The organism is Streptomyces griseorubiginosus, assembly GCF_017614965.1.
Lineage (GTDB): Bacteria > Actinomycetota > Actinomycetes > Streptomycetales > Streptomycetaceae > Streptomyces > Streptomyces griseorubiginosus_B.
The window spans coordinates 31,474-51,568 of record NZ_WVUG01000026.1 but is presented as its reverse complement, the minus strand read 5'-3'; the positions used below and the strand labels follow the sequence as shown (position 1 = coordinate 51,568).

Below are 20,095 nucleotides of genomic sequence, written 5' to 3'. Positions count from 1 at the left end.
GTGCTGGGTGGTCGCGGCCACGGGGTTCACCTGCCTTTCGGGCGGCTCAGGTGGGTGCGGGATGCCTTGCCGGTGGCTCTGATGCGGGCGGGATGCCCTGCCGGTGCTCAGGTGCTGTGCTGGGTGGTGGACAGGCCCAGGGCCTTCAGGTCGGGCATCGTGCCGTCCTGGGCCGCGCGCACGGCGTCGATGAGGCTGCCCTGTCCGCCGCCGACGCGCGCGAAGCCGTCCTGCATCACCTTGCCGGTGGCGGTCATCCGCGGGCCCCACACCCAGCCGTCGCGGATCTTGCGGGCCTCCTGGTCGTAGAGGGTGTAGATGTCCTGTCCGCCGTAGTACGAGCGGTCGAAGGCCTTGCGGTCGACGGGGACCAGTGCGGGCACGGCCGGGTACTGGCTGCTCGCGCCGCTGGAGAGCCGGGCGCGCAGGGCGTCGGGGTGGGAGACCTGCCACTCGATGAACTCCATGGCGGCCTCGGGATGCCGGCTGTCCTTGGTGACGGCGAAGGTGGAGCCGCCATGGGTGCCGATGGCCGGGTGGCTCTCGTCCCACTGCGGCAGCGGCGCGATCCGCCACTTGCCCTTCAGCCCGGGCTGCGCCTTCATCTGGGCGCCTGCGTCCCAGGCGCCGGTGAGCCGGGTCAGCACCAGCCCGTCGGCGACCTGCGCGTCGTACTGGCGGCTGTCCATGGCGTTGACGAACACGACGTCCTCGTCCATGAGTTTCTGCCAGTACGACGCCACACGCCGGGTGGGCGCGTCGGCGAGGGAGACGTTCCAGGCACCGTGGGAGGTGTCGAACCATTGGGCGCCGGCCTGCCAGCAGTAGGCCGCGAACGGGGTGGCGAGGCTGTCGGTGGGGAACAGCGCCAGCCGGCGTTCGGGCGCCTTGCGTTTGACCGTGTGGGCGAGTTCGGCGAACTCGTCCCAGGTGCGCGGGACGTGGAGGCCGTACCGCTCGAAGAGGTCGGTGCGGTAGTGCATGACCATCGGCTCGACGTCCAGCGGGACGCTGAAGGTGCGGCCCTGGAAGGTGGTGAGGCCGAGGGCCTGCGGCAGGAGCTTGGCCTTGAGGGTGTCGCTGATCATGCCGCTGATGTCGCGGGCGACGCCGTCGATGGCGAAGCCGGGCACTTGCGGGTACTCGATGGTGGCCACGTCCGGCGCGTTGCCGGCCCGGGCGGCGTTGGAGAGCTTGGCGTAGCCGCCCTGGGTGCCGGACGGGATCTGCTGGAAGTCGACCTGGATTCGGTCGTGGGTGCGGTTGAACGCGTCCACCACCTGCTGGCTGCCCCGCAGGGCGGACCAGAAGGTGATGTGCGTGGTCCCGCTGGTGCTGCCCGCCGAGGTGGCGCCCTGTCCGCTGCAGGCGCTCACGGCACCGGTCAGCGGCAGGGCGGCCATCGCGGCGAGCACGGATCGACGGCTGTGTCGACCAGGCATCGGGCCTCCCGAGGCTCCGGCGTGCCCGGGTGGGCACGACCTGTTCGAGTCACCGGAATCCTCCGTGGCCCACGGGAAACGGTCAATAGATCGATCAGAAGAAAATAAAGCGGTCAAACGCTCATCGGTGCGGATACGGCTCCTCGGGCCCCCCGTGTCACAGGGCCCGCGTCGAGCCGCGCACCGTGAGGGTCGGCAGCAGTTCGACGCGCTGCACCGAGCGCCCTCCCTCGCCGTGAGTGCCGCCCAGGCGCCGCAGCAGCAGCTCCGCGGCCACCCGCCCGACCTCGCCCTTGGGCGGTGACACCGCCGTCAGCGGCGGGCTGCCGAGACCGGCCACCACGTCGTCGTAGGCGACGACCGAGCAGTCCTCGGGGACGCGCACACCGTTCTCGGCGAGCTGCTGCACCAGCATCAGCGCGTCCACGTCGCCGTGCAGGACGGCGGCCGTCGCGCCCGCCTTGCGCAACAGCGCGGCAAGGTCCGTCACATCGGTGGGCTGCTGGTCGAGGGCCCCGCGGGAGGAACTCAGCGCCCAGGCCCACTCCTCGACCAGGGGGTGATCGCCGGCGATCTCGGTGAGCGCGGCGCGCAGGGTGCGGGCGGTGGGGCTGTCGTCGCGGGTCGCGAAGACCAGGCGCCGGTGGCCGAGGCCGACCAGGTGCTCGACGGCGAGGTGGGCGCCGTACCAGTGGTCGGAGCAGACCGAGTCCATGGCGTGCAGGGCGCTGCCCTTCGGAGGGCGGCGCTCCATCAGCACGGTCGGCACGTCCAGCGCGGCGAGCCAGCGGTAGTCGTCCTCCTCCGCCGCCGGGCTGCGCCAGCGGGGAGCGAGCAGCACCGCGCGGGCCCCGTCGGCGAGCGCCCGCTCCACCTGGGGGCGTTCGGCGCCGGGCACCTGCGGGGCGATGTGCAGGGCGACCCGTAGTCCGGCGGCGTCCAGGACGGTGCGGGCGCCGTGCAGGGCCTCGTAGAGGTAGGAGTGCCGCTCGGGCACCACCACGGCCACGGTGTCGCCCTCACCGGCGGCGCGCTCGGGCAGTTCCTGGGCGGGCAGGGTGGAGCGGACCACACCGTGGCCGCGCCTCAGCTTGCCCTCGCGGGTCAGTTCCTCGACGTCCCGGCGGACGGTCACCACCGACACCTGCAGTTCGGCGGCGAGGTCGGCGACCCGGGCCGTTCCGCGTGCCTGCACCGCGGCGAGGATCCGCCGCCGCCTGAGATCGACCGGCTCACGCATACGGCCTCCGCCCCGGGAATGTTCGTTTGAGCGATCCGGCCATCATCATACGATCGCCCGCGCCGGCCACCATCCCTGGAGTGGATATCCGCTTGCCCGTCCGCCCCCAGCCCGCGAGGCTCGACAAATGCGACACCACAGAGCAGAGAGACGACCAGGACAAGGGAGCGGCATGTGAAGGTCGCGTTCTTCGGGGACGTCCACGGATGCGTGCTGCACGCGCTGGGCGCCGCGGTGCTGTTGCGGAAGCGGCGCGGGATCCGGCTCGACGCGCTGATCCAGGTCGGCGACCTGGGCGCGTTTCCCGCCCCGGAACGGTGGGACGAGGCCAGTCGGCGGTTCGGCGCGGACCAGCCGGCGCAGAGCGACTTCTTCCGGCTGCTCGATCCGTCACCCCGACTGGCCGACGCGGTACGCAGAACGCTGGAGCAGGTTCCCTCGGTCCACTTCGTCAGCGGCAACCACGAGGACCACGAGTGGCTGGCCACCCTGCATCACAACAGCCTGTCGGCCGTGACTCCGGTGGACCCGCTCGGCGCCTACCGTCACGTCGCCTGCGGCACTGTCGTCGAGATCGCCGGCCTGCGCACCGCCTTCCTCGGACTGATCGAGTCGGAGGCGATGGACTTCGACCCCGAGGCGTACGCCCGGTTGCTGGACGCCGAACCGGGCAGCGTGGACCTGCTGGTCACCCACGACGGCCCCTACGGCATGTCCGAGTGGCGCGGCACCGTCCAGGGTTCCCCCGAGCTGACCCGGCTCATCGAGCATCTGCGGCCGCCCCTGCACGTCAGCGGCCACTACCACCACCCCAACGGGCCGCGTCGGTACGGTCCGACGACCTCGTACGCCCTCGCGCAGCTGGTGCGCCCGAAGACCGACGGCAGAAGCGGTGCGCCGATCAACCCGCGGCAGCAGGTCACACCCGGGAGTATCGGTCTGCTGGACACCGACACCGGCGGCTTCGAGTACGTCCACGACGCGTGGCTCGCCGACGTCAGCGGCGACGACCTCGGCCTGGACGCCTTGGTCGCCGCCCGCTGAACACCTGAGGTCAGCCGTCCTTGCCCAGCGCCTTGCGGACGGCGTCACGGGTGCGGTCGATCACCGCGGCCACGGGACCCAGGGTGAGGTTCTTCGCCGCGGACTCGGTGCCCGGGTGCGGGTGGGTCGGAGCCATGGCCTCGGCGGCGCGCAGCGCCGTCGCCATGGACGCCAGCCGTGCCTTGTCCGCGCTGCGGCGGATGTGGATGAACTCGTAGCGCTCCTCGGAGCGCGCGTGGGCCATCACGTCCTTGCGCAGCGCGTCGAGTCCGGGCAGGAACTTGGGGTCGTCGGTGTCCATGCCGTCGAGCCGGCTGAGCACCTCCTTCGCCTCGCGTTCCTCGGCGAGCCGCGCCTCCACCACGGCCTCGCCGTCCGGCACCGAGGTGCGGGTGAAGGGGTGGACGACCTCCTCCTCCGCCGTCTCGTGCACGGCGAGCAGACGGACCAGCCGGCGGAACGCGGCCCGGCGCTCCTCCCCGCCGGCCTTCTCGACCTCGTCGAACAGGTTGCGGATGTCTCCGTGCTGGCGCATGAGCAGGGCGACGACGTCGGCGTCGTCGGCGGCGATGCCGGCCATGTCAGTTCTTCTCCCGTGAGGCGACATCGGGGTGCTCCCCCTCGGTCTGGTGGCGGTACTCACGCCCGAACATCTCCCGGTGCTGGGCCATGACCCGCTCGCTCGGCGGCTCCTCGCCGCCGTGGATCTGCTCCTGCATCCGCTCGAACCGCTCGTGCGCGTCGCGCACGTAACCGGCGCCCAGTGTGGTCAGATCCATCTGCGTGTCGAGGAGTTCGCGCAGGTAGGCCTTGTTGGGCTCGAAGGTGAGCACGTTGGGCAGCTCGGGTGCGAGGATCTCCCGCGGGTCGCGGCCGTCGTGACGGCGCATCAGATCGCAGGCGATATGGAGGTGTTCGAGCTCCATGTTGAGGTGCAGGTCCCAGATCGCCTTCACCTTTGGGTCGGACTCCTGCTCCATGAAGGAGTGGTAGAGGTAGCACTCGTTGTACTCGTGGTTGACGAGCTGCTCCCACCATGTCTCGCCCGGGTCGACCAGCGACTCGTAGTGCGTGACGTGCTCCTCCTCGATCAGCCCGATCTCCTGGTAGAGCTGCCGGGCGATCGGCTCCATGTACTGCGGGCCGACGTTCAGGTAGAAGTTCATGGTCTGCTGCTCGGCGGACATGACGGTCAGCGCGTGCAGCTTGGACAGCGGGTTCACGGTCGTCCGGTCGTAGGGCTCACGGACGTTGTCGGCCGGGTGACGGTGGTGGAACTTCGTCGGGCGGCCCGGCATGACCTCGGTGAGGTTCTCGACGATCGAGTCCGCCTTGCGGTGCTCGATCATCTCGTAGAGGTTGGCGTACCGGTACAGGTGGTCGAAGTCCTCCAGGACGCCGAACTCGTAGGCCTGCTTGAGGTAGGGGTCGGGTTCGTGCCGGGCGATCCAGCCGGTGAGGTCGACGGCGACCTGCTCGTAGGAGATCGTCGTCTCCAGCACCGAGGCCAGTCCCGGCAGCAGCCAGTTGACGGCCTTCTGCTGCTGCGCCTCGGCGTAGCGGACCTCCGCCAGCTGCCGTTTGACCTCCATGTCCGGACAGTGCCGGGCCAGTTGGTGGTTGAAGAGGATCGCCTCGACCTCGATGCCGTTCATCGTGATGATCCGGCACTTGGTGTACGGGTCGCCGCGGTCGGGGTCGACGGGCTCGACATCCAGCTCGCGCCAGCTGCGGATCTGACGCTCGAGCGGGATGCCACGGTGTTCCAGAGGATTGAAGCCCATGAGGGCCTCCTGGGGGGTGAGAACCGTAACGGGTCGGCGCCGGGTACCCACCGCCATCGCTCTCACCGCGCCGATGGACCCACAGGTCGACTTCCGGCCAGGGCGGTCCTCACTCGACGCTCTGCTGGGTCCAGGTCCAGGCGTACTGCAGCCAGTCCGCCAGGGTCACCGCGCCCAGGCCCGCGCAGACCAGCCGGGTGGCCCGGGGGACGGTGGTGTAGCCGCAGACCAGGGCGCCGGCCGCCCAGACCGAGACGCAGAACGGGCAGGACACCAGGTCGCCCACGGCCCGGCGCACCCCCTTGCCGCGCGGCTCGTCCATGACCTCCGCGGCCTCGCCGTCCCCCTTGCGCTCGGTGAACGGCGCCCGCACAAAGCTGGTGATCTTGTCGTTGGCCAGCAGCCTGGAGGCCTTGTAGGTGGCCGCTCCCATCAGGGCGACGTCCCACGGCGGCACGTCCCGGGGCGGCCGTACGCCGCGTGCCCGGACCGCCGCGGTGAAGGCCGCGAGTCCCGTCGCGAAGGTGCCGGCGAGCACGGCGTACCCCTTCAGGGGGGTGTCGTCCTGGTCGTCGTAGCGTGCGGTGTCGGCAGCAGTCATGGCGCCCTCTCCGGCGGTTCCGATGGGCCGTACCGGGTTTCCCGATACGGCCGTCGGAATCGTCGCGAGACGGGGTTCAGCCGATCTCGACCAGCAGGTCTCCGCCCTCCACCTGCTGGATCCGGTTGATGGCGAGGCGGGTCACACGGCCCGCCCTGGTGGCGGTGATCGCGGCCTCCATCTTCATGGCCTCGATGGTGGCCACGGTCGCCCCGGCGTCCACCTCGTCGCCCTCGGCGACCGCGAGGGTGACCACACCGGCGAACGGCGCGGCGACATGGCCGGCGTTGCCCCGGTCGGCCTTCTCGGTGACCGGGATGTCGGAGGCGGCGGCCGTGTCCCGCACCTGGATCGGGCGGAGCTGGCCGTTCAGGGTCGACATCACGGTGCGCATACCGCGCTCGTCGGCCTCGCCGACCGCCTCCAGCTCGATCAGGAGCCGCACGCCGGGTTCCAGGTCGACGGAGTACTCCTTGCCCGGGCGCAGGCCGTAGAAGAAGTCCTTGCTGTCCAGGACGCTGGTGTCGCCGTAGGCGGCGCGGTGGGCCTCGTACTCGCGGGTCGGGCCGGGGAACAGAAGGCTGTTGAGGGTGGCGCGGGGCTCCTTGGCCAGGCCCTCGCGGTCCTCCGGTGTCAGCTGCTGCACGGGCTTGGCCGGGCCGCGCCCCTCGAGCGCCTTGCTGCGGAACGGCTCGGGCCAGCCGCCGGGCGGGGTGCCCAGCTCACCGCGGAGGAAGCCGATGACCGAGTCGGGGATGTCGTAGCGGTTGGGCGCCGCCTCGAAGTCCTCGGGGCTGACCCCGGCGCCGACCAGGTGCAGCGCGAGGTCGCCGACCACCTTGGAGGACGGGGTGACCTTGACCAGCCGGCCCAGGATGCGGTCGGCGGCCGCGTACAGGTCCTCGATCTCCTCGAAGCGGTCGCCGAGGCCCAGTGCGACGGCCTGGGTGCGCAGGTTGGACAGCTGCCCGCCGGGGATCTCGTGGTGGTAGACGCGCCCGGTCGGGGAGGCGAGACCCGCCTCGAAGGGGGCGTAGACCTTGCGGACGCTCTCCCAGTACGGCTCCAGGTCGCCGACCGCCTGCAGGTCCAGGCCGGTGGGCCGGTCGGAGTGGTCGGTCGCGGCGACGATCGCCGACAGGGAGGGCTGGGAGGTCGTACCGGCCATCGACGCGACCGCGCCGTCCACGGCGTCCGCGCCCGCCTGGATCGCGGCGAGGTAGGTGCCGAGCTGGCCGCCCGCCGTGTCGTGGGTGTGCAGGTGCACCGGCAGGTCGAACTCGCGGCGCAGCGCCGAGACGAGCTTGGCGGCGGCCGGGGCGCGCAGCAGGCCGGCCATGTCCTTGACCGCCAGGACATGGGCGCCGGCCTCGACGATCTGCTCGGCGAGGCGCAGGTAGTAGTCGAGCGTGTACAGGCGCTCATTGGGGTCGGACAGGTCCGAGGTGTAGCAGAGGGCGACCTCGGCGATCGCGGTGCCGGTCTCCCGCACGGCGTCGATGGCGGGGCGCATCTGGCCGACGTCGTTGAGGGCGTCGAAGATGCGGAAGATGTCGATGCCGGTGGCGGCGGCCTCCTGCACGAAGGCGTCGGTCACCTCGGTCGGGTACGGGGTGTAGCCGACGGTGTTGCGGCCGCGCAGCAGCATCTGCAGACAGATGTTGGGCACGGCCTCGCGCAGGGCGGCCAGTCGCTCCCAGGGGTCCTCGGCGAGGAAGCGCAGGGCTACGTCGTAGGTGGCACCGCCCCAGCACTCCAGGGAGAGCAGCTCGGGCAGGGTGCGGGCGACGACGGGCGCGACGGCGAGCAGGTCCTTGGTGCGCACCCGGGTGGCGAGCAGGGACTGGTGGGCGTCGCGGAAGGTGGTGTCGGTGATGCCGATGGTCGGGGACTCGCGCAGTCGGCGGGCGAAGCCCTCCGGGCCGAGCTCGACGAGCTGCTGCCGGGAGCCGGCGCGCGGCTCGCCCTCGGGCAGCGGGGGCAGCTTGGTGACCGGCTCGACCAGCTCGGGGCGCTCGCCGTGCGGCTTGTTGACCGTGACGTCGGCGAGGTAGGTCAGCAGCTTGGTGCCCCGGTCCGCCGAGGAACGCGCCGTCAGCAGATGCGGGCGCTCCTCGATGAACGAGGTCGTCACCCGTCCCGCCTGGAAGTCCGGGTCGTCCAGCACCGCTTGCAGGAAGGGGATGTTGGTGGCCACACCCCGGATGCGGAACTCGGCGACGGCACGCCGGGCCCGGCCGATGGCGGCCTTGAAGTCCCGGCCCCGGCAGGTGAGTTTCACCAGCATGGAGTCGAAGTGCGCGCTGATCTCCGTACCGGCGTGGGTGGTTCCGCCGTCCAGACGGATGCCGGAGCCGCCGGGCGAGCGGTAGGCGCTGATGCGGCCGGTGTCCGGGCGGAAGCCGTTGGCGGGGTCCTCGGTGGTGATACGGCACTGCAGGGCCGCGCCGTGCAGCTTCACCGTCTCCTGGGACAGCCCGAGGTCGGCGAGGGTCTGGCCGGAGGCGATGCGCAGCTGGGCCTGGACCAGGTCGACGTCGGTGACCTCCTCGGTGACCGTGTGCTCGACCTGGATGCGCGGGTTCATCTCGATGAAGACGTGGTTGCCGTCCCGGTCGAGCAGGAACTCGACCGTGCCCGCGTTGCGGTAGCCGATCTCGCGGGCGAAGCGGACGGCGTCGGCGCAGATGCGGTCACGCAGGGCCGGGTCCAGGTTGGGCGCCGGGGCCAGCTCGATGACCTTCTGGTGACGGCGCTGGAGGGAACAGTCGCGCTCGAAGAGGTGGATGACGTCGCCCTCGCCGTCGGCGAGGATCTGCACCTCGATGTGGCGGGGGTCGACGACCGCCTTCTCCAGGAAGACGGTCGGGTCGCCGAACGCGGACGCGGCCTCACGGGAGGCGGCCTCGATGGACTCGCGCAGCGCGGCCGGGTCCTCGACCCGGCGCATGCCACGGCCGCCACCGCCGGCGACGGCCTTCACGAACACCGGGAAGCCGATCTCCTCGGCCGCGCGCACCAGTTCGTCGACGTCGTTGGAGGGCTGGGAGGAGCCGAGCACCGGAACGCCGGCCGCGCGGGCGGCGGCCACGGCACGGGCCTTGTTGCCGGTCAGCTCCAGCGTCTGCGCGCTGGGCCCGACGAAGGTGATGCCCGCTTCCTCGCATGCCCTGGCCAGCTCGGGGTTCTCCGACAGGAAGCCGTAGCCGGGGTAGACGGCGTCGGCGCCGGCCTTGCGGGCCGCGCGGACGATCTCCTCCACCGACAGATAGGCCCGTACGGGGTGGCCGGGCTGGCCGATCTCGTACGCCTCGTCGGCTTTCAGCCGGTGCAGCGAGTTGCGGTCCTCGTGCGGGAAGACGGCGACCGTCCTGGCACCCAGCTCGTAGCCGGCACGGAATGCCCTGATCGCGATCTCACCACGGTTGGCGACCAGCACCTTGCGGAACATCGCCGCTCCCTTCAGCCTGCCGATGACGTCCCCCATGGTGTCGGCGCCATGCCCTCATGGCCATGTGAGCCGGGCCACTCAGGGAGTGATTTTCGGCGTCGCCGTGTTGATCTCCGCCGCGGCCTTCTCGATGGCCTCCCGGATCCGGCTGTAGGTGCCGCACCGGCAGACGTTCTCGATGCCGTCGATGTCGGCGTCCGTGGGGCGGGGGGTCCGCTTCAGCAGGGCGACCGCGGCCATGATCTGGCCCGGCTGGCAGAACCCGCACTGGGCGACGTCGCGCTCCAGCCACGCCTGCTGCACGGGATGCAGGGTGTCGCCGTCGGCGAGGCCCTCGATGGTGGTGACCTTCCGGCCCGCGCAGTCCTCGACCCTGACGACGCAGGGCTGGATCTCGTCGCCGTCGAGGTGGCTGGTGCAGGCACGGCAGACGCCGACTCCGCAGCCGTACTTGGGGCCGGTGACGTGCAGCAGGTCGCGCAGCACCCACAGCAGGGGCATGTCGGCGGGCGCCTCGACGGTGACCTTCTCGCCGTTGAGGGTGAAGGAGTAGGAGGGCATGGGGTCCTTCTCAGAAGCTCAGCGGGAAGCGGCGCGGCTTGGTGCCGGTCGCGCGGGCGTAGGCGTTGGCGACGGCCCCGGAGGCGGCCGGCACCCCCAGCTCCCCGGCGCCTCCCGGGTCCGCCGTGGACGGCATGACGTGCGCCTCGAAGTGCAGCGGGGCGTGGCGCTGCCGGGCCCAGTGGAAGTCGGCGAAGCTGCCCTCGCGCACGGCACCCCGGTCGATGTGCAGACCGGCCGACAGCACGGTGGAGATCCCGTCGATCGCCGTGCCCATGAGCTGGGCCTCGAGGCCCCGGGGATTGATCACCGTGCCGACGTCGGCGGCCATCACCACCCGGGTCACCCGGGGCCGGCGCGGGTCGGTCGCGTCGATCTCCGCGAGGCAGGCCACGCGGGAGCCGTACTCCTCGTGCACGGCCACGCCCTGCCCGTGCCCGGCGGGCAGGGCCCGCCCCCAGCCCCCGGCCAGGGCGACCTTGTCCAGCACGGCCCGGACGGACGTGCTGCGCAGGGTCGTACGGCGGAAGGCGACCGCGTCCTCGCCGAGGCTCGCGGCGATCTCGTCGACGAGGATCTCCTCCGCGGTCCGCGCGGTTCCGGCGTCGACCGACCGCCAGGCGCCGAGCGGGATCGGAAGGTCGACCCCGCCCGAATCCCCGGACAGACGGCCGAAGTTGTAGAGCCCGGAGTCACTGGGCGCGGGTCCGGAAGCCCGCCGTACGAAGGACGCCTGGTCGACCCCGCTCTTGCCGGACGACTCGTTGACCGAGGCCATCGCGTGGGCGAAGGCGATCACCCGGCCGTTCTGGTGGCTGGCGCGGATGCGGTGGTGGCTTGCGGGGCGCATCCGGCCGTGCCGGGTGTCGTCGTTGCGGCTCCACATCAGCTTGACGGGTCGCCCCGCGGCCTTGGATATCAGGGCCGCCTCGATCGCCGCGTCGAAGGTCAGCCGGCGCCCGAACGAGCCGCCGCCGCGGATCACATGCACCGTGACGGCGGAGGCGGGCAGTCCGACGGCGGACGCGATGGTGTCGCGCGCCTCCATCGGAGTCTGCGTGGAGAACCACAGCTCCGCCCGGTGGGCGCGCACGTCCGCGATCGCGGTCAGCACCTCCATCGGCGCGTGGCTGACGAACGCGAACTCGAACTCGCCCTCAACCTGCGTCGATCCGCGCGGCGGTGAGCCCAGCGCGGGGAGCGCGGCCCGCAGCCGGGAGCGGATGCCGGCGTCGGACAGCGAGCTCATCGGGCCCGGCGCCCACTTGATCTTCAGGGCGTCCCGGGCGGTGAAGGCGTGGTGGAAGGACTCGGCGACCACGGCGATCCCGCCGGGCACCCTCAGCACGGCGTGGACGCCCGGCAGGGCGCGCGCCGCCCGGTCGTCGACCGAGACGACCCGGCCGCCGAGCGTCGGCGGCCTGGCGACCACGGTAGGCTTCGCCCCGGCCACGGTCAGGTCTCCGGTGAACTTCGCCTTTCCGGTGACGATGTCCCGGGCGTCGATCCGGTTCGTCGGCCGGCCGATCACCTTGTGCCGGGCGGCCGGGCGGGGCCGGGCGGAGACCTCGGTGCGGCGGATGCGGGCCGCGTCCGCGCTGAGGGAGCCGAAGCTCGCCTTACGGCCGTCGGGGGCGAGGACCATGGTGTCCCGGGTGTGCAGGGTCCGGGCGGGCAGGTGCCAGCGATGCGCGGCCGCCGTCACCAGTCTCGCGCGGGCCGTGGCGGCGAGCCGGCGTGCGGGGTCGTACAGCGATCGGACGGAACTGGAGCCCCCGGTGGACTGGTTGCCCTTGGTGCGGGCGTCCGCGAGGGGGATGTCGACGTCGGCGAGGCGGGCGTCCAGCTCCTCGGCGATCATCATGGCGACGGCGGTGGTGACGCCCTGGCCGACCTCGACGCGGGGCAGCCGTACGACCACCCGGTTCGCCTTGGTGACCTCCAGGACCAGCATCTCGTCGTCGTCGCCGGTGGCCACCGCGCCGGCGGGCTCGGAGCCCTGCGCCCTGGAGGTGTCGCAGGCGAGCGGGGCGGCGACGGTGAGGGTGGCGGCGGACAGGGAGTAGACCATGAACCTGCGGCGGGAGACCGCGCGCGGTTCGGAGGGGGAGGACTCGATGCGGTCCAACGGACACTCCTCGGATGTGTCGCCCACTACGTCAACCGGTAGGAGGGTGCGGCCGTCCTGTGGGTTGCCTGAGAGGTACGTACGGGGGCTCCGACCGGTTCAGGGCCGTTCGGTCAGGTTGCGTTCGTCTGCCCCTCGCCGTCCGTAGGCTCTGGGATGCGCAGATGTGCGGTGGATGCCCCCGTCCCCACGACCTACGGAGAACCATGGCCGACGCCAGTCCCCCGGCCCGTGCCGTCACCCTGCTGGGCCGCCCCAAGCTGTGGGTGATGCCCACCCTTCTCACCGGGCTGCTCGCCCTGTTGCTGTCCCTCCTCTACATGGGTGGCATCGTCAACCCGCAGGGCGATCTGCGCCATCTGCCGATCGCCCTGGTCAACGGGGACACGGGCAGACCGCCGGCCGGTCAGCGGCAGAACGCGGGCACGCAGATCGCCGCCGCCATCACCTCCGACACCTCCAGCGACAAGGCGTCGTGGCGCACCCTGACGCTCGCCGAGGCGCAGGACCAGCTCGACTCCGGGAAGGTGTACGGCGCCCTGGTCATCCCGGCGAACTTCACGGACTCCGTCACCGCGCTCGCCACCAGCGACGCCACCGAGCGGCCCACGATGACGGTGCTGACCAACCCCGGCAAGGGCAGCCTGGGTTCCTCCCTCGCCAGTCAGATCACCACGCAGGCCGCGCACCAGGCGTCACAGACCATCGGCAAGCAGCTCACCCGGGCGGACGCGCGGGCCGACGCCACGACCAAGCTGCTGCTGGCCGACCCCGTCAACGTCGTCACCCAGGTCGGCCATCCCCTCGGCGGCCACAGCGGCCTGGGTCTGAGCGCCTTCTACTACACCCTGCTGCTCGTGCTGGCCGGCTTCATCGGCGGCAACGTCATCAGCAACGCCGTCGACACCTCGCTCGGCTACGCCGACAACGAGATCGGCCCCTGGCACACCCGGCTGCCCACGGTCCCGATCAACCGCACCCAGACGCTGCTGCTGAAGATGGCCATGACCGCGGGCATCACGGTCCTCACCGTCTCCCTGATCATGCTCGCGACGATCACCATCCTGGACATGGACGCCGGCCATCTCCCCCTGCTGTGGATCTACTCCTACTGCGCGTCCCTCGCCGTCGGCCTCGGCGTGCAGGCCATCAACGCCGCGTTCGGCGGGATCGGCCAGCTGGTCTCCATGTTCGTCTTCATCGTGCTGGGCCTGCCGTCCTCCGGAGCCACCGTCCCCCTGCAGGCCGTCCCCGGCTTCTACCGCTTCCTCTCCCACTTCGAGCCCATGCGCCAGCTCAGCGACGGAGTGCGCGCCATCCTCTACTTCGACGCCCGCGGTGACGCCGGCCTGACCCGCTCCTGGATCATGATCGCCATCGGCACGGCCCTCGCCCTGCTCTTCGGCTTCGCCATGACCCGCTACTACGACCGCAGGGGCCACGCGCGCCTGACACCCCAGCCGGCCTGACCGATGTGCCCGAGCCGCAGCGCCCGTCACCGGAGGCGAGGCGGGAGTGTGCAACCCTCTCGCAACGTCGGGTGTGCTGCCCTGGCGCCATGGACGAGGAGACCCCGCGTGTCGAGCTCACTCCCGCGGCCGCCGAGTTGCTGCGCCGGCTGCGGGCCACGCACGGACCGCTGATGTTCCATCAGTCCGGCGGCTGCTGCGACGGCAGCGCGCCCATGTGCTATCCCGACGGCGAGTTCCGCACCGGCGGTTCGGACGTGCTGCTGGCGGAGCTGGAGGTCGAGGGCGTGCCGGAGCCGGTGACGTTCTGGATGGCGCGAAGCCAGTACGGGGCCTGGAGCCACACCCGGCTGATCGTGGACGTCGTGGCGGGCCGTGGCAGCGGTTTCTCGCTGGAGGCACCCGAGGGGGTGCGTTTTCTCACCCGTTCTCGTGTAGTCGACGCCTAGCCACCCCGCGGGTTCCCGTCTTCTGCTGCACTTCCCCTGGTACCCGGGACAGTTGACGAGACCTCAGGGGGCAGTGTGACGCATCGTCAGAGGCGTTTACCGGCAGGCAGATCCAACAGATCCGTACTCGCTCTTCTCACGGCATTCGGTGCGCTGGCCGGTGCCGCCCTGGTGGGGGCGGCACCGGCCAGCGGCGTACCCGCCGTCACCGCGATAGCGAAGGGCGTCACCTACCGGCAGTTCGACGTCCAGGGGTCGAAGGGGCTCACCCACGCCCATCTGGTGACCGTCGACCTGCGCGACACCCACGTCCGGCTCGACCTGCTGTACCCGGGCGCGGTGGCCGCCCGGGCGCCCGTCTCCCGGCTCGCCGACGCCCAGCGCGCCGTCGCGGGCGTCAACGGCGACTTCTTCAACATCACCGAGACCCAGCACCCTGGCGTCGAGGCCACCGGCTCCACGGACGGACCGGCGATCGCGAACGGCCACCCGCTGAAGGCGAACGTGCCGGACGGCCAGCGCTTCGGCCCGGCGCTGCCGCCCGGCACCAGCACCGAGGACGTGCTCGGGGTGGGCATCGACCGCAGGGCCCGGCTGGACCACCTGGCCCTCCAGGGGACGGTCCGCACACCGGCGGGGCGCCTGCCGCTCGGCGGGCTCAACCAGTTCGCGCTGCCCGTGAACTCGGTGGGCGCGTTCACCTCGGACTGGGGCGGCGTCTCCCGGCTGCGTGCCACCTGCGGCACGGACACGGACCGGGCGGCCGCGTGCAGCAAGGACACCTATGAGGTGACGGTCCGGCACGGCCGGGTGGTGTCGACGTCGGCCACACCGGGTGCCGGCGCGATCGCGACGGGGACCACGGTCCTCCTCGGCCGGGAGGCGGGCGCGGACCGGCTGCGCAGGCTCGTGAAGGGGGCGCGGGTGAAGGTGACGCACCGTCTGGTAGCGGCCACCTCCAGGATCCCGTACCGCTTCGCCCTGGGCGGCTACCCGGTGCTCAGGGGCGGACGGCCGCTGGCCGGGCTGGACAACGGCACGGCGGCGGTACGGACGGCCGTCGGCATCGCGGACGGCGGCAGACGCGTTCTGCTGTTCGCACTCGACGGCGCGCCCCAGTACCGCAAGGGCCTGACGATCGCCGAAGTGGCGGCCGAGATGCGGGCGTTGGGATCGGTGGACGCCTTCAGCCTGGACGGCGGCGGCTCGACCACCCTGGTCGCCCGGGCACCGGGCGCGAGCGGCGTGACCGTACGCAATCATCCGTCCGGGGACGCGGAGCGCCCGGTCCCCAACGGCATCGGGGTCTTCGTCAAGCGGTGACCGCGCACGGCCTCACGGATGCAGGCTGCTGACGATGTCGGCGGTCGCCGTGAGGCCGCTGTGGATCGTGGGCGCCATGCTGGTGCCGGCCAGGAAGAAGCCGAGCAGCATGCAGACCAGGGCGTGCGAGAACTTCAGCCCGCCGCTGCGCAGGAAGATCACCGCCAGGATCAGGAACAGCAGCACCACAGAGATGGAAATCGCCATCGTCAACCTCCTCCGCCACGCCGCACCTGCGGTTCACGGCTTTCGGCCGCAAGTGTGGCGTAGCGAGGGGTTCGTCCGGGCGGCTGACCTGTCCTCCGAACGTGTGGTTCTCAGCCCGCCTTGTGGGAGTCCAGGAAGGACTCCAGTCCGGCGAGGTCGTCGGTGTTGAAGTAGTCGACGTCGGCGGCGAGCAGTTCGGCCCACAGCGCGTCCCGGGCGGACCCGGCCACGTCGGGAGTGTTCCAGAACCGCACCTTCTGCCCGGCCTTGTGCGCCTGCCCGATGATGCCGCGCAGCTTCTGCCGCTCGGCGTCGGGGAAGGCGCCCACGCCCAGCCAGGTGAAGTTGAGCTGCCAGTTGTCGCTGATCAGCGGGACGAAGGAGGCGGGCGCCGAGGTGCCGAGGTCGGTGAGGCGGCCGTCGTAGAAGGCGCGGCGCACGCTCTGCGCCTCCATGGGGATGCGTGCGGCCCGGTCGCCGGAGATGACGTTGGTGACGGCGCCGGGGTGGACGCGGCCGTGGGCGTAGGTCGTGAACAGGTGCTTGTAGCGCTGGAGATGGCGGTCGAGTTCGAGGTAGGTGGAGGAGCCCTCGGTCTTGATGTCGATGAGCAGCTGCAGCGGCCGGTGCCAACCCCGGTACACGGAGCCGTGGTTGGCCTTGACGATGTGGGCCAGCGGGTCGAGGTAGAGGGACTCCAGGGTGCGGGTCGGGTCGAGGTCGTCGACGGTGTGCCCGATCAGCAGCTGGTCGCCGACGAGGAAGATGTCGGCCTCGACGCTGCCGAACCGGTGGTCGAGCGCGTCGAAGAGGGGGCGCGGGTGCTCGTAGTCGTTGTGGGCGTGGGCGCGCCACAACGGGCGCTTGGTGTGCCTGCGTCCGTCCGCGAACGCGCTGCCGGCCGGCGGGGCGAGCACGGCGGCGAGCGTGGCGCCGAAGGTGGTGAGGGCTCTGCGGCGGGTGACGAGGGCCATGTTCTGCCTCCCTGTGGGGCGGGTCGGAACCACAGGGAGTATGAGGCGCGTTGGCACCCTATGAACCTGTACATGCCAGGAGTTGGCCGGACTGCCGTCACCCGTTCACTCCTGCGGCACGGGCGCACGAAGAAGCCCGCCCCAGGTGGGGCGGGCTTCACCAAGTGACCGTCAGGGGGCCTGCAGGTCGACGAGTTCGCCCACCGCGCCGCGGTGGGCGCCGGCCGTGCCGTAGGCGATCGAATCGGCCTTGGCCCGCTTGAGGTAGAGATGGACGGGGTGTTCCCAGGTCATGCCGATGCCTGCGTGCAACTGCAGCGCCTCCTCGGCGGCGTGGACGGCGACGGGCGACGCGTAGGCCTGGGCGACGGCCACCGCGAGGTCGGTGTCCTCGCCGGTGGCGAGCGCGTCGGCCGCGTTGCGGGCAGCGGCACGCAGGCTCGCGACCTCCAGCCACAGCTGGGCGAGCCGGTGCTTGAGCGCCTGGAAGCCGCCGACGGGCCGGTTGAACTGCTTGCGCTCCTTCAGGTAGCGCACGGTCTGTGTCAACGTCCACTCCGCGAGCCCGAGTTGCTCGGAGGCGAGCAGTCCGGCACCGGCCCGCAGCGCCCGCCGGACGGCGGGTCCGGCGTCGCCGAGGGGTCGGCCCCGGGCGCCGTCGAGCGTGACGGTGGCCAGCGGCCGGGTGAGATCCAGGGACACCTGCGGGATGACGGTCGCGTCGGCGGCCTCCACCGCGTACAGCCCGCCGTCCTCGGCCGGCACCAGCAGTACGTCCGCCACGGCGGCGTCCGCGATGCCGGTCAACTCCCCGTGCAGGGCGCCGCCTTCCAGCCGTACGGCGGGGAACGCGGTGCCGGGAGCCCGGTGCAGTCCGACCGCGAGCACCCCGATGTCCCGTCCGGAGGCCAGTCGGCCGAGCAGGTCCTCGTCCCCGCACTCCAGCAGGGCCTCGGTGGCGACGACGGCGCTGGCGAGGTAGGGCACGGGGGCGACCGCGCGGCCCAACTCCTCCAGTACGACGGCGACTTCGCGGTGGGTGACGCCCTGGCCGCCCTGCGCCTCGGGCACCAGCAGGCCCGCGAGGCCCATGCCGTCGACGAGGGCCTTCCAGGCGGCGAGGTCGTGCGGGGCGTCGGACTCGGTGCGGGCGATGACGCCCGGGGCGTCGCAGTGGTCGGCGAGCAGGTCCCGTACGGCCGCCCGCAGCGCCTCTTCCTCCTCCGAGTACAGCAGGTCGGTCATCGGGCGAGGTCCTTCCAGGCGACGTCCTTGTCGGTGCGCGGCTCGGCGGGCAGGCCCAGGACCCGCTCGGCGATGATGTTCAGCAGGACCTCGCTGGTCCCGCCCTCGATGCTGTTGCCCTTGGAGCGCAAATAGCGGTAGCCGGCCTCGCGGCCCGTGAAGTCCACCAGCTCCGGGCGCCGCATCGTCCAGTCGTCGTACAACAGTCCCTCCTCGCCGAGGAGTTCGACCTCCAGGCCGCTGATCTCCTGGTTGAGGCGGGCGAAGGCGAGCTTCATGCCGGCGCCCTCGGGGCCGGGCTGGCCGGCGACCAGCTGCTGGCGCAGGCGCTCGGCGGTGAGGCGGGAGACCTCGGATTCGACCCAGAGCTTCAGCAGCCGCTGGTGCAGGTCGTGGGTGCGCAGCTCGGGCCGCTCGCGCCAGGTTTTCGAGACGGGGCCGATCATGCCGCCCTCGCGGGGCAGCCGCATGCCGCCGATGGCGACGCGCTCATTGTTCAGCGTGGTCTGCGCGACCCGCCAGCCGTCGCCGACCTCGCCGAGGCGCCGGGAGTCCGGGATGCGGACGTCGGTCAGGAAGACCTCGTTGAACTCCGCCTCGCCGGTGATCTGCCGCAGCGGGCGGACCTCGACGCCGGGGTCGGTCATGTCGCAGATGAAGTACGTGATGCCGGCGTGCTTGGGCACGTCCGGGTCGGTGCGGGCGATGAGGATGGCCCAGCGGGCGAGATGGGCGCTGGACGTCCACACCTTCTGCCCGTTGACCACCCATTGGTCGCCCTCACGCACGCCCCGCGTGCCGAGCGCGGCCAGGTCGGAGCCGGCGCCCGGCTCGCTGAAGAGCTGGCACCAGACCTCCTCCCCCACCCACAGGGGCCGCAGATAGCGCCGCTTCTGCTCCTCGGTGCCGTACTTGAGGATCGTCGGGGCGGCCATGCCCAGCCCGATGCCGATGCGCCGGGGATCGTTGTCGGGGGCCCCGGCGGCCTCCAACTCGGCGTCCACGACGGTCTGCAGGGACCGGGGCGCGCCCAGGCCACCGAGGCCCTCGGGGTAGTGCACCCAGGCCAGCCCCGCGTCGAAGCGGGCCCTGAGGAAGTCCAGACGGTCGGTGCCCGCCGGCGGATAGGCGGCCAGCAACTCCCGTGTACGGCGCCTCAGTTCGGCTGCGTCGGTCATGCGACGGCTCCGTTCTCCAGCGACGGGACGACGACCACCCGGCCGGTGGTCACACCGTCGGCGACGCGCTGCACGGCCGCCGCGCCCTCCTGCAGCGGCACCCGCTCGCTGACCAGCGGCTTGATGGCGCCCCGGGCGGCGAGTTCGGTGAGCTGTTCGTGGCAGTGCTGGACCAGCTTGGGGTTCTTGGTGTTGTACAGGCCCCAGTGCAGACCGAGGATCGAGTAGTTCTTCACCAGCGCGTGGTTGAGCCCGGGCGCTGGGATGTTCCCGCTGGCGAAGCCGACGACGACGATCCGGCCCTCGAAGGCGACGACCTTGGTCGACTGCGTGTAGGCCTCGCCGCCGACCGGGTCGTAGATCACGTCGGCGCCCCGGCCCCCGGTGGCCTCCTTGACCGCGCTCACGACGTCCTCGGCGCGCCGGTCGACGACGACGTCACAGCCCAGCTCCCGGGCCACCACGGCCTTCTCGGCGCCGCCCACGACACCGATGACCCGCGCCCCGGCCGCCTTGCCGAGCTGTACGGCCGCGCTGCCGACCCCTCCTGCGGCAGCGTGGACCAGCAGCGTCTCCCCGGCCTCCAGGCGCGCCCGGCGGTGCAGGCCGAACCAGCCCGTCTGGTAGCCGATGTGCAGCGCGGCGGCCTCGGCGTCGTCCAGCGAGTCCGGGGCGGTCAGTACGGCGGCGGCGTCCGCGACGGCGTACTCGGCGAAGCCGCCGTACGGCAGCGCGGGGTTCGCGATCACGCGGCGCCCCTCCTCGGTCTCGCCGCAGATCTCCACGCCCGGTGTGAAGGGCAGCGGCGGGCGGACCTGGTACTGGCCGCGGGCCATCAGCACGTCCGGGAAGTTGATGTTGGCGGCACGCACCTTCAGCAGCACCTGGCCCTCGCCGGGCGTGGGCGGCGCCACCTCCGCGAGGCGCATCACCTCACTCGGCTCGCCGTTCTCGTGCACTTGCCATGCCTGCATGCGGTGCCTCCACGGGACTGCGTCG

General features: G+C 71.8%; 17 protein-coding genes. 4 read left to right on the top strand and 13 right to left on the bottom strand.

The genetic code is table 11. The annotated features are described in order from the left end of the window. Nucleotides 1–107 precede the first annotated feature (107 nt). Nucleotides 108–1,442: an ABC transporter substrate-binding protein gene (locus GRC12_RS08060; RefSeq protein ID WP_208778480.1), complete on the bottom strand. Its 1,335-nt coding sequence runs from the start codon at nt 1,440–1,442 to the stop codon at nt 108–110. Nucleotides 1,443–1,599: 157 nt separating this feature from the next. After that, nucleotides 1,600–2,682, bottom strand: a complete 1,083-nt coding sequence (locus GRC12_RS08055) for a substrate-binding domain-containing protein (protein ID WP_208778479.1) — start codon at nt 2,680–2,682, stop codon at nt 1,600–1,602. Nucleotides 2,683–2,856: 174 nt separating this feature from the next. Between GRC12_RS08055 and GRC12_RS08050 the strand changes: the two genes are divergently transcribed. Continuing rightward, nucleotides 2,857–3,726 (top strand): metallophosphoesterase family protein, encoded by an 870-nt coding sequence (locus GRC12_RS08050; RefSeq protein ID WP_208778478.1) that lies wholly within the window; start codon nt 2,857–2,859, stop codon nt 3,724–3,726. 10 nt (nt 3,727–3,736) lie between these two features. Here the strand turns inward: GRC12_RS08050 and GRC12_RS08045 are convergent, their stop codons facing one another. The 6 genes from GRC12_RS08045 to GRC12_RS08020 all read right to left on the bottom strand — a co-directional run bounded on the left by GRC12_RS08045 (nt 3,737) and on the right by GRC12_RS08020 (nt 12,194). Continuing rightward, on the bottom strand, nt 3,737–4,306 hold the full coding sequence (locus GRC12_RS08045; protein ID WP_208778477.1) for a hemerythrin domain-containing protein: 570 nt from the start codon (nt 4,304–4,306) through the stop codon (nt 3,737–3,739). A gap of 1 nt (nt 4,307) precedes the next feature. Next, on the bottom strand, nt 4,308–5,510 hold the full coding sequence (locus GRC12_RS08040; protein WP_208778476.1) for a hypothetical protein: 1,203 nt from the start codon (nt 5,508–5,510) through the stop codon (nt 4,308–4,310). A 109-nt stretch (nt 5,511–5,619) separates the two neighbouring features. Then, nucleotides 5,620–6,111 carry a DUF1360 domain-containing protein gene (locus tag GRC12_RS08035; RefSeq protein WP_208778475.1) on the bottom strand — a complete coding sequence of 164 codons (492 nt, stop codon included), beginning with the start codon at nt 6,109–6,111 and terminating at the stop codon, nt 5,620–5,622. Between the two features lie 76 nt (nt 6,112–6,187). Continuing rightward, the gene (locus GRC12_RS08030) at nt 6,188–9,562 is read right to left on the bottom strand and encodes a pyruvate carboxylase (protein WP_208778483.1); all 3,375 of its coding nucleotides are present in this window, start codon (nt 9,560–9,562) and stop codon (nt 6,188–6,190) included. Between the two features lie 78 nt (nt 9,563–9,640). Continuing rightward, nucleotides 9,641–10,123, bottom strand: coding sequence for a (2Fe-2S)-binding protein (locus GRC12_RS08025; protein WP_208778474.1), 483 nt, complete (start codon nt 10,121–10,123; stop codon nt 9,641–9,643). Between the two features lie 10 nt (nt 10,124–10,133). Beyond that, complete coding sequence (locus GRC12_RS08020; protein WP_208778482.1) at nt 10,134–12,194, bottom strand: xanthine dehydrogenase family protein molybdopterin-binding subunit; 2,061 nt, start codon at nt 12,192–12,194, stop codon at nt 10,134–10,136. Between the two features lie 263 nt (nt 12,195–12,457). Between GRC12_RS08020 and GRC12_RS08015 the strand changes: the two genes are divergently transcribed. The 3 genes from GRC12_RS08015 to GRC12_RS08005 all read left to right on the top strand — a co-directional run bounded on the left by GRC12_RS08015 (nt 12,458) and on the right by GRC12_RS08005 (nt 15,492). Continuing rightward, nucleotides 12,458–13,720, top strand: a complete 1,263-nt coding sequence (locus tag GRC12_RS08015; protein WP_208778473.1) for a YhgE/Pip domain-containing protein — start codon at nt 12,458–12,460, stop codon at nt 13,718–13,720. Nucleotides 13,721–13,809: 89 nt separating this feature from the next. Further along, nucleotides 13,810–14,169, top strand: coding sequence for a DUF779 domain-containing protein (locus GRC12_RS08010; RefSeq protein ID WP_208778472.1), 360 nt, complete (start codon nt 13,810–13,812; stop codon nt 14,167–14,169). A gap of 171 nt (nt 14,170–14,340) precedes the next feature. Continuing rightward, nucleotides 14,341–15,492 carry a phosphodiester glycosidase family protein gene (locus GRC12_RS08005; protein WP_308286494.1) on the top strand — a complete coding sequence of 384 codons (1,152 nt, stop codon included), beginning with the start codon at nt 14,341–14,343 and terminating at the stop codon, nt 15,490–15,492. Between the two features lie 12 nt (nt 15,493–15,504). On the opposite strand, the gene GRC12_RS08000 is transcribed toward GRC12_RS08005, so the two are convergent. From GRC12_RS08000 to GRC12_RS07980, 5 genes are all read right to left on the bottom strand, one after another. Further along, nucleotides 15,505–15,699 carry a hypothetical protein gene (locus GRC12_RS08000; RefSeq protein ID WP_133046948.1) on the bottom strand — a complete coding sequence of 65 codons (195 nt, stop codon included), beginning with the start codon at nt 15,697–15,699 and terminating at the stop codon, nt 15,505–15,507. A 110-nt stretch (nt 15,700–15,809) separates the two neighbouring features. Further along, nucleotides 15,810–16,673, bottom strand: coding sequence for a phosphatidylinositol-specific phospholipase C/glycerophosphodiester phosphodiesterase family protein (locus tag GRC12_RS07995; RefSeq protein ID WP_208778470.1), 864 nt, complete (start codon nt 16,671–16,673; stop codon nt 15,810–15,812). Between the two features lie 171 nt (nt 16,674–16,844). Then, the gene (locus GRC12_RS07990) at nt 16,845–17,918 is read right to left on the bottom strand and encodes an acyl-CoA dehydrogenase family protein (protein WP_208778469.1); all 1,074 of its coding nucleotides are present in this window, start codon (nt 17,916–17,918) and stop codon (nt 16,845–16,847) included. Then, a complete protein-coding gene (locus GRC12_RS07985) occupies nt 17,915–19,096 on the bottom strand; it encodes an acyl-CoA dehydrogenase family protein (protein ID WP_208778468.1) in 1,182 nt (393 codons plus the stop codon). The genes GRC12_RS07990 and GRC12_RS07985 overlap by 4 nt, the downstream gene beginning before the upstream one ends. Further along, complete coding sequence (locus GRC12_RS07980; RefSeq protein ID WP_208778467.1) at nt 19,093–20,070, bottom strand: NADPH:quinone oxidoreductase family protein; 978 nt, start codon at nt 20,068–20,070, stop codon at nt 19,093–19,095. Before GRC12_RS07980 ends, GRC12_RS07985 begins: the two co-directional genes overlap by 4 nt. Nucleotides 20,071–20,095 lie beyond the last annotated feature (25 nt).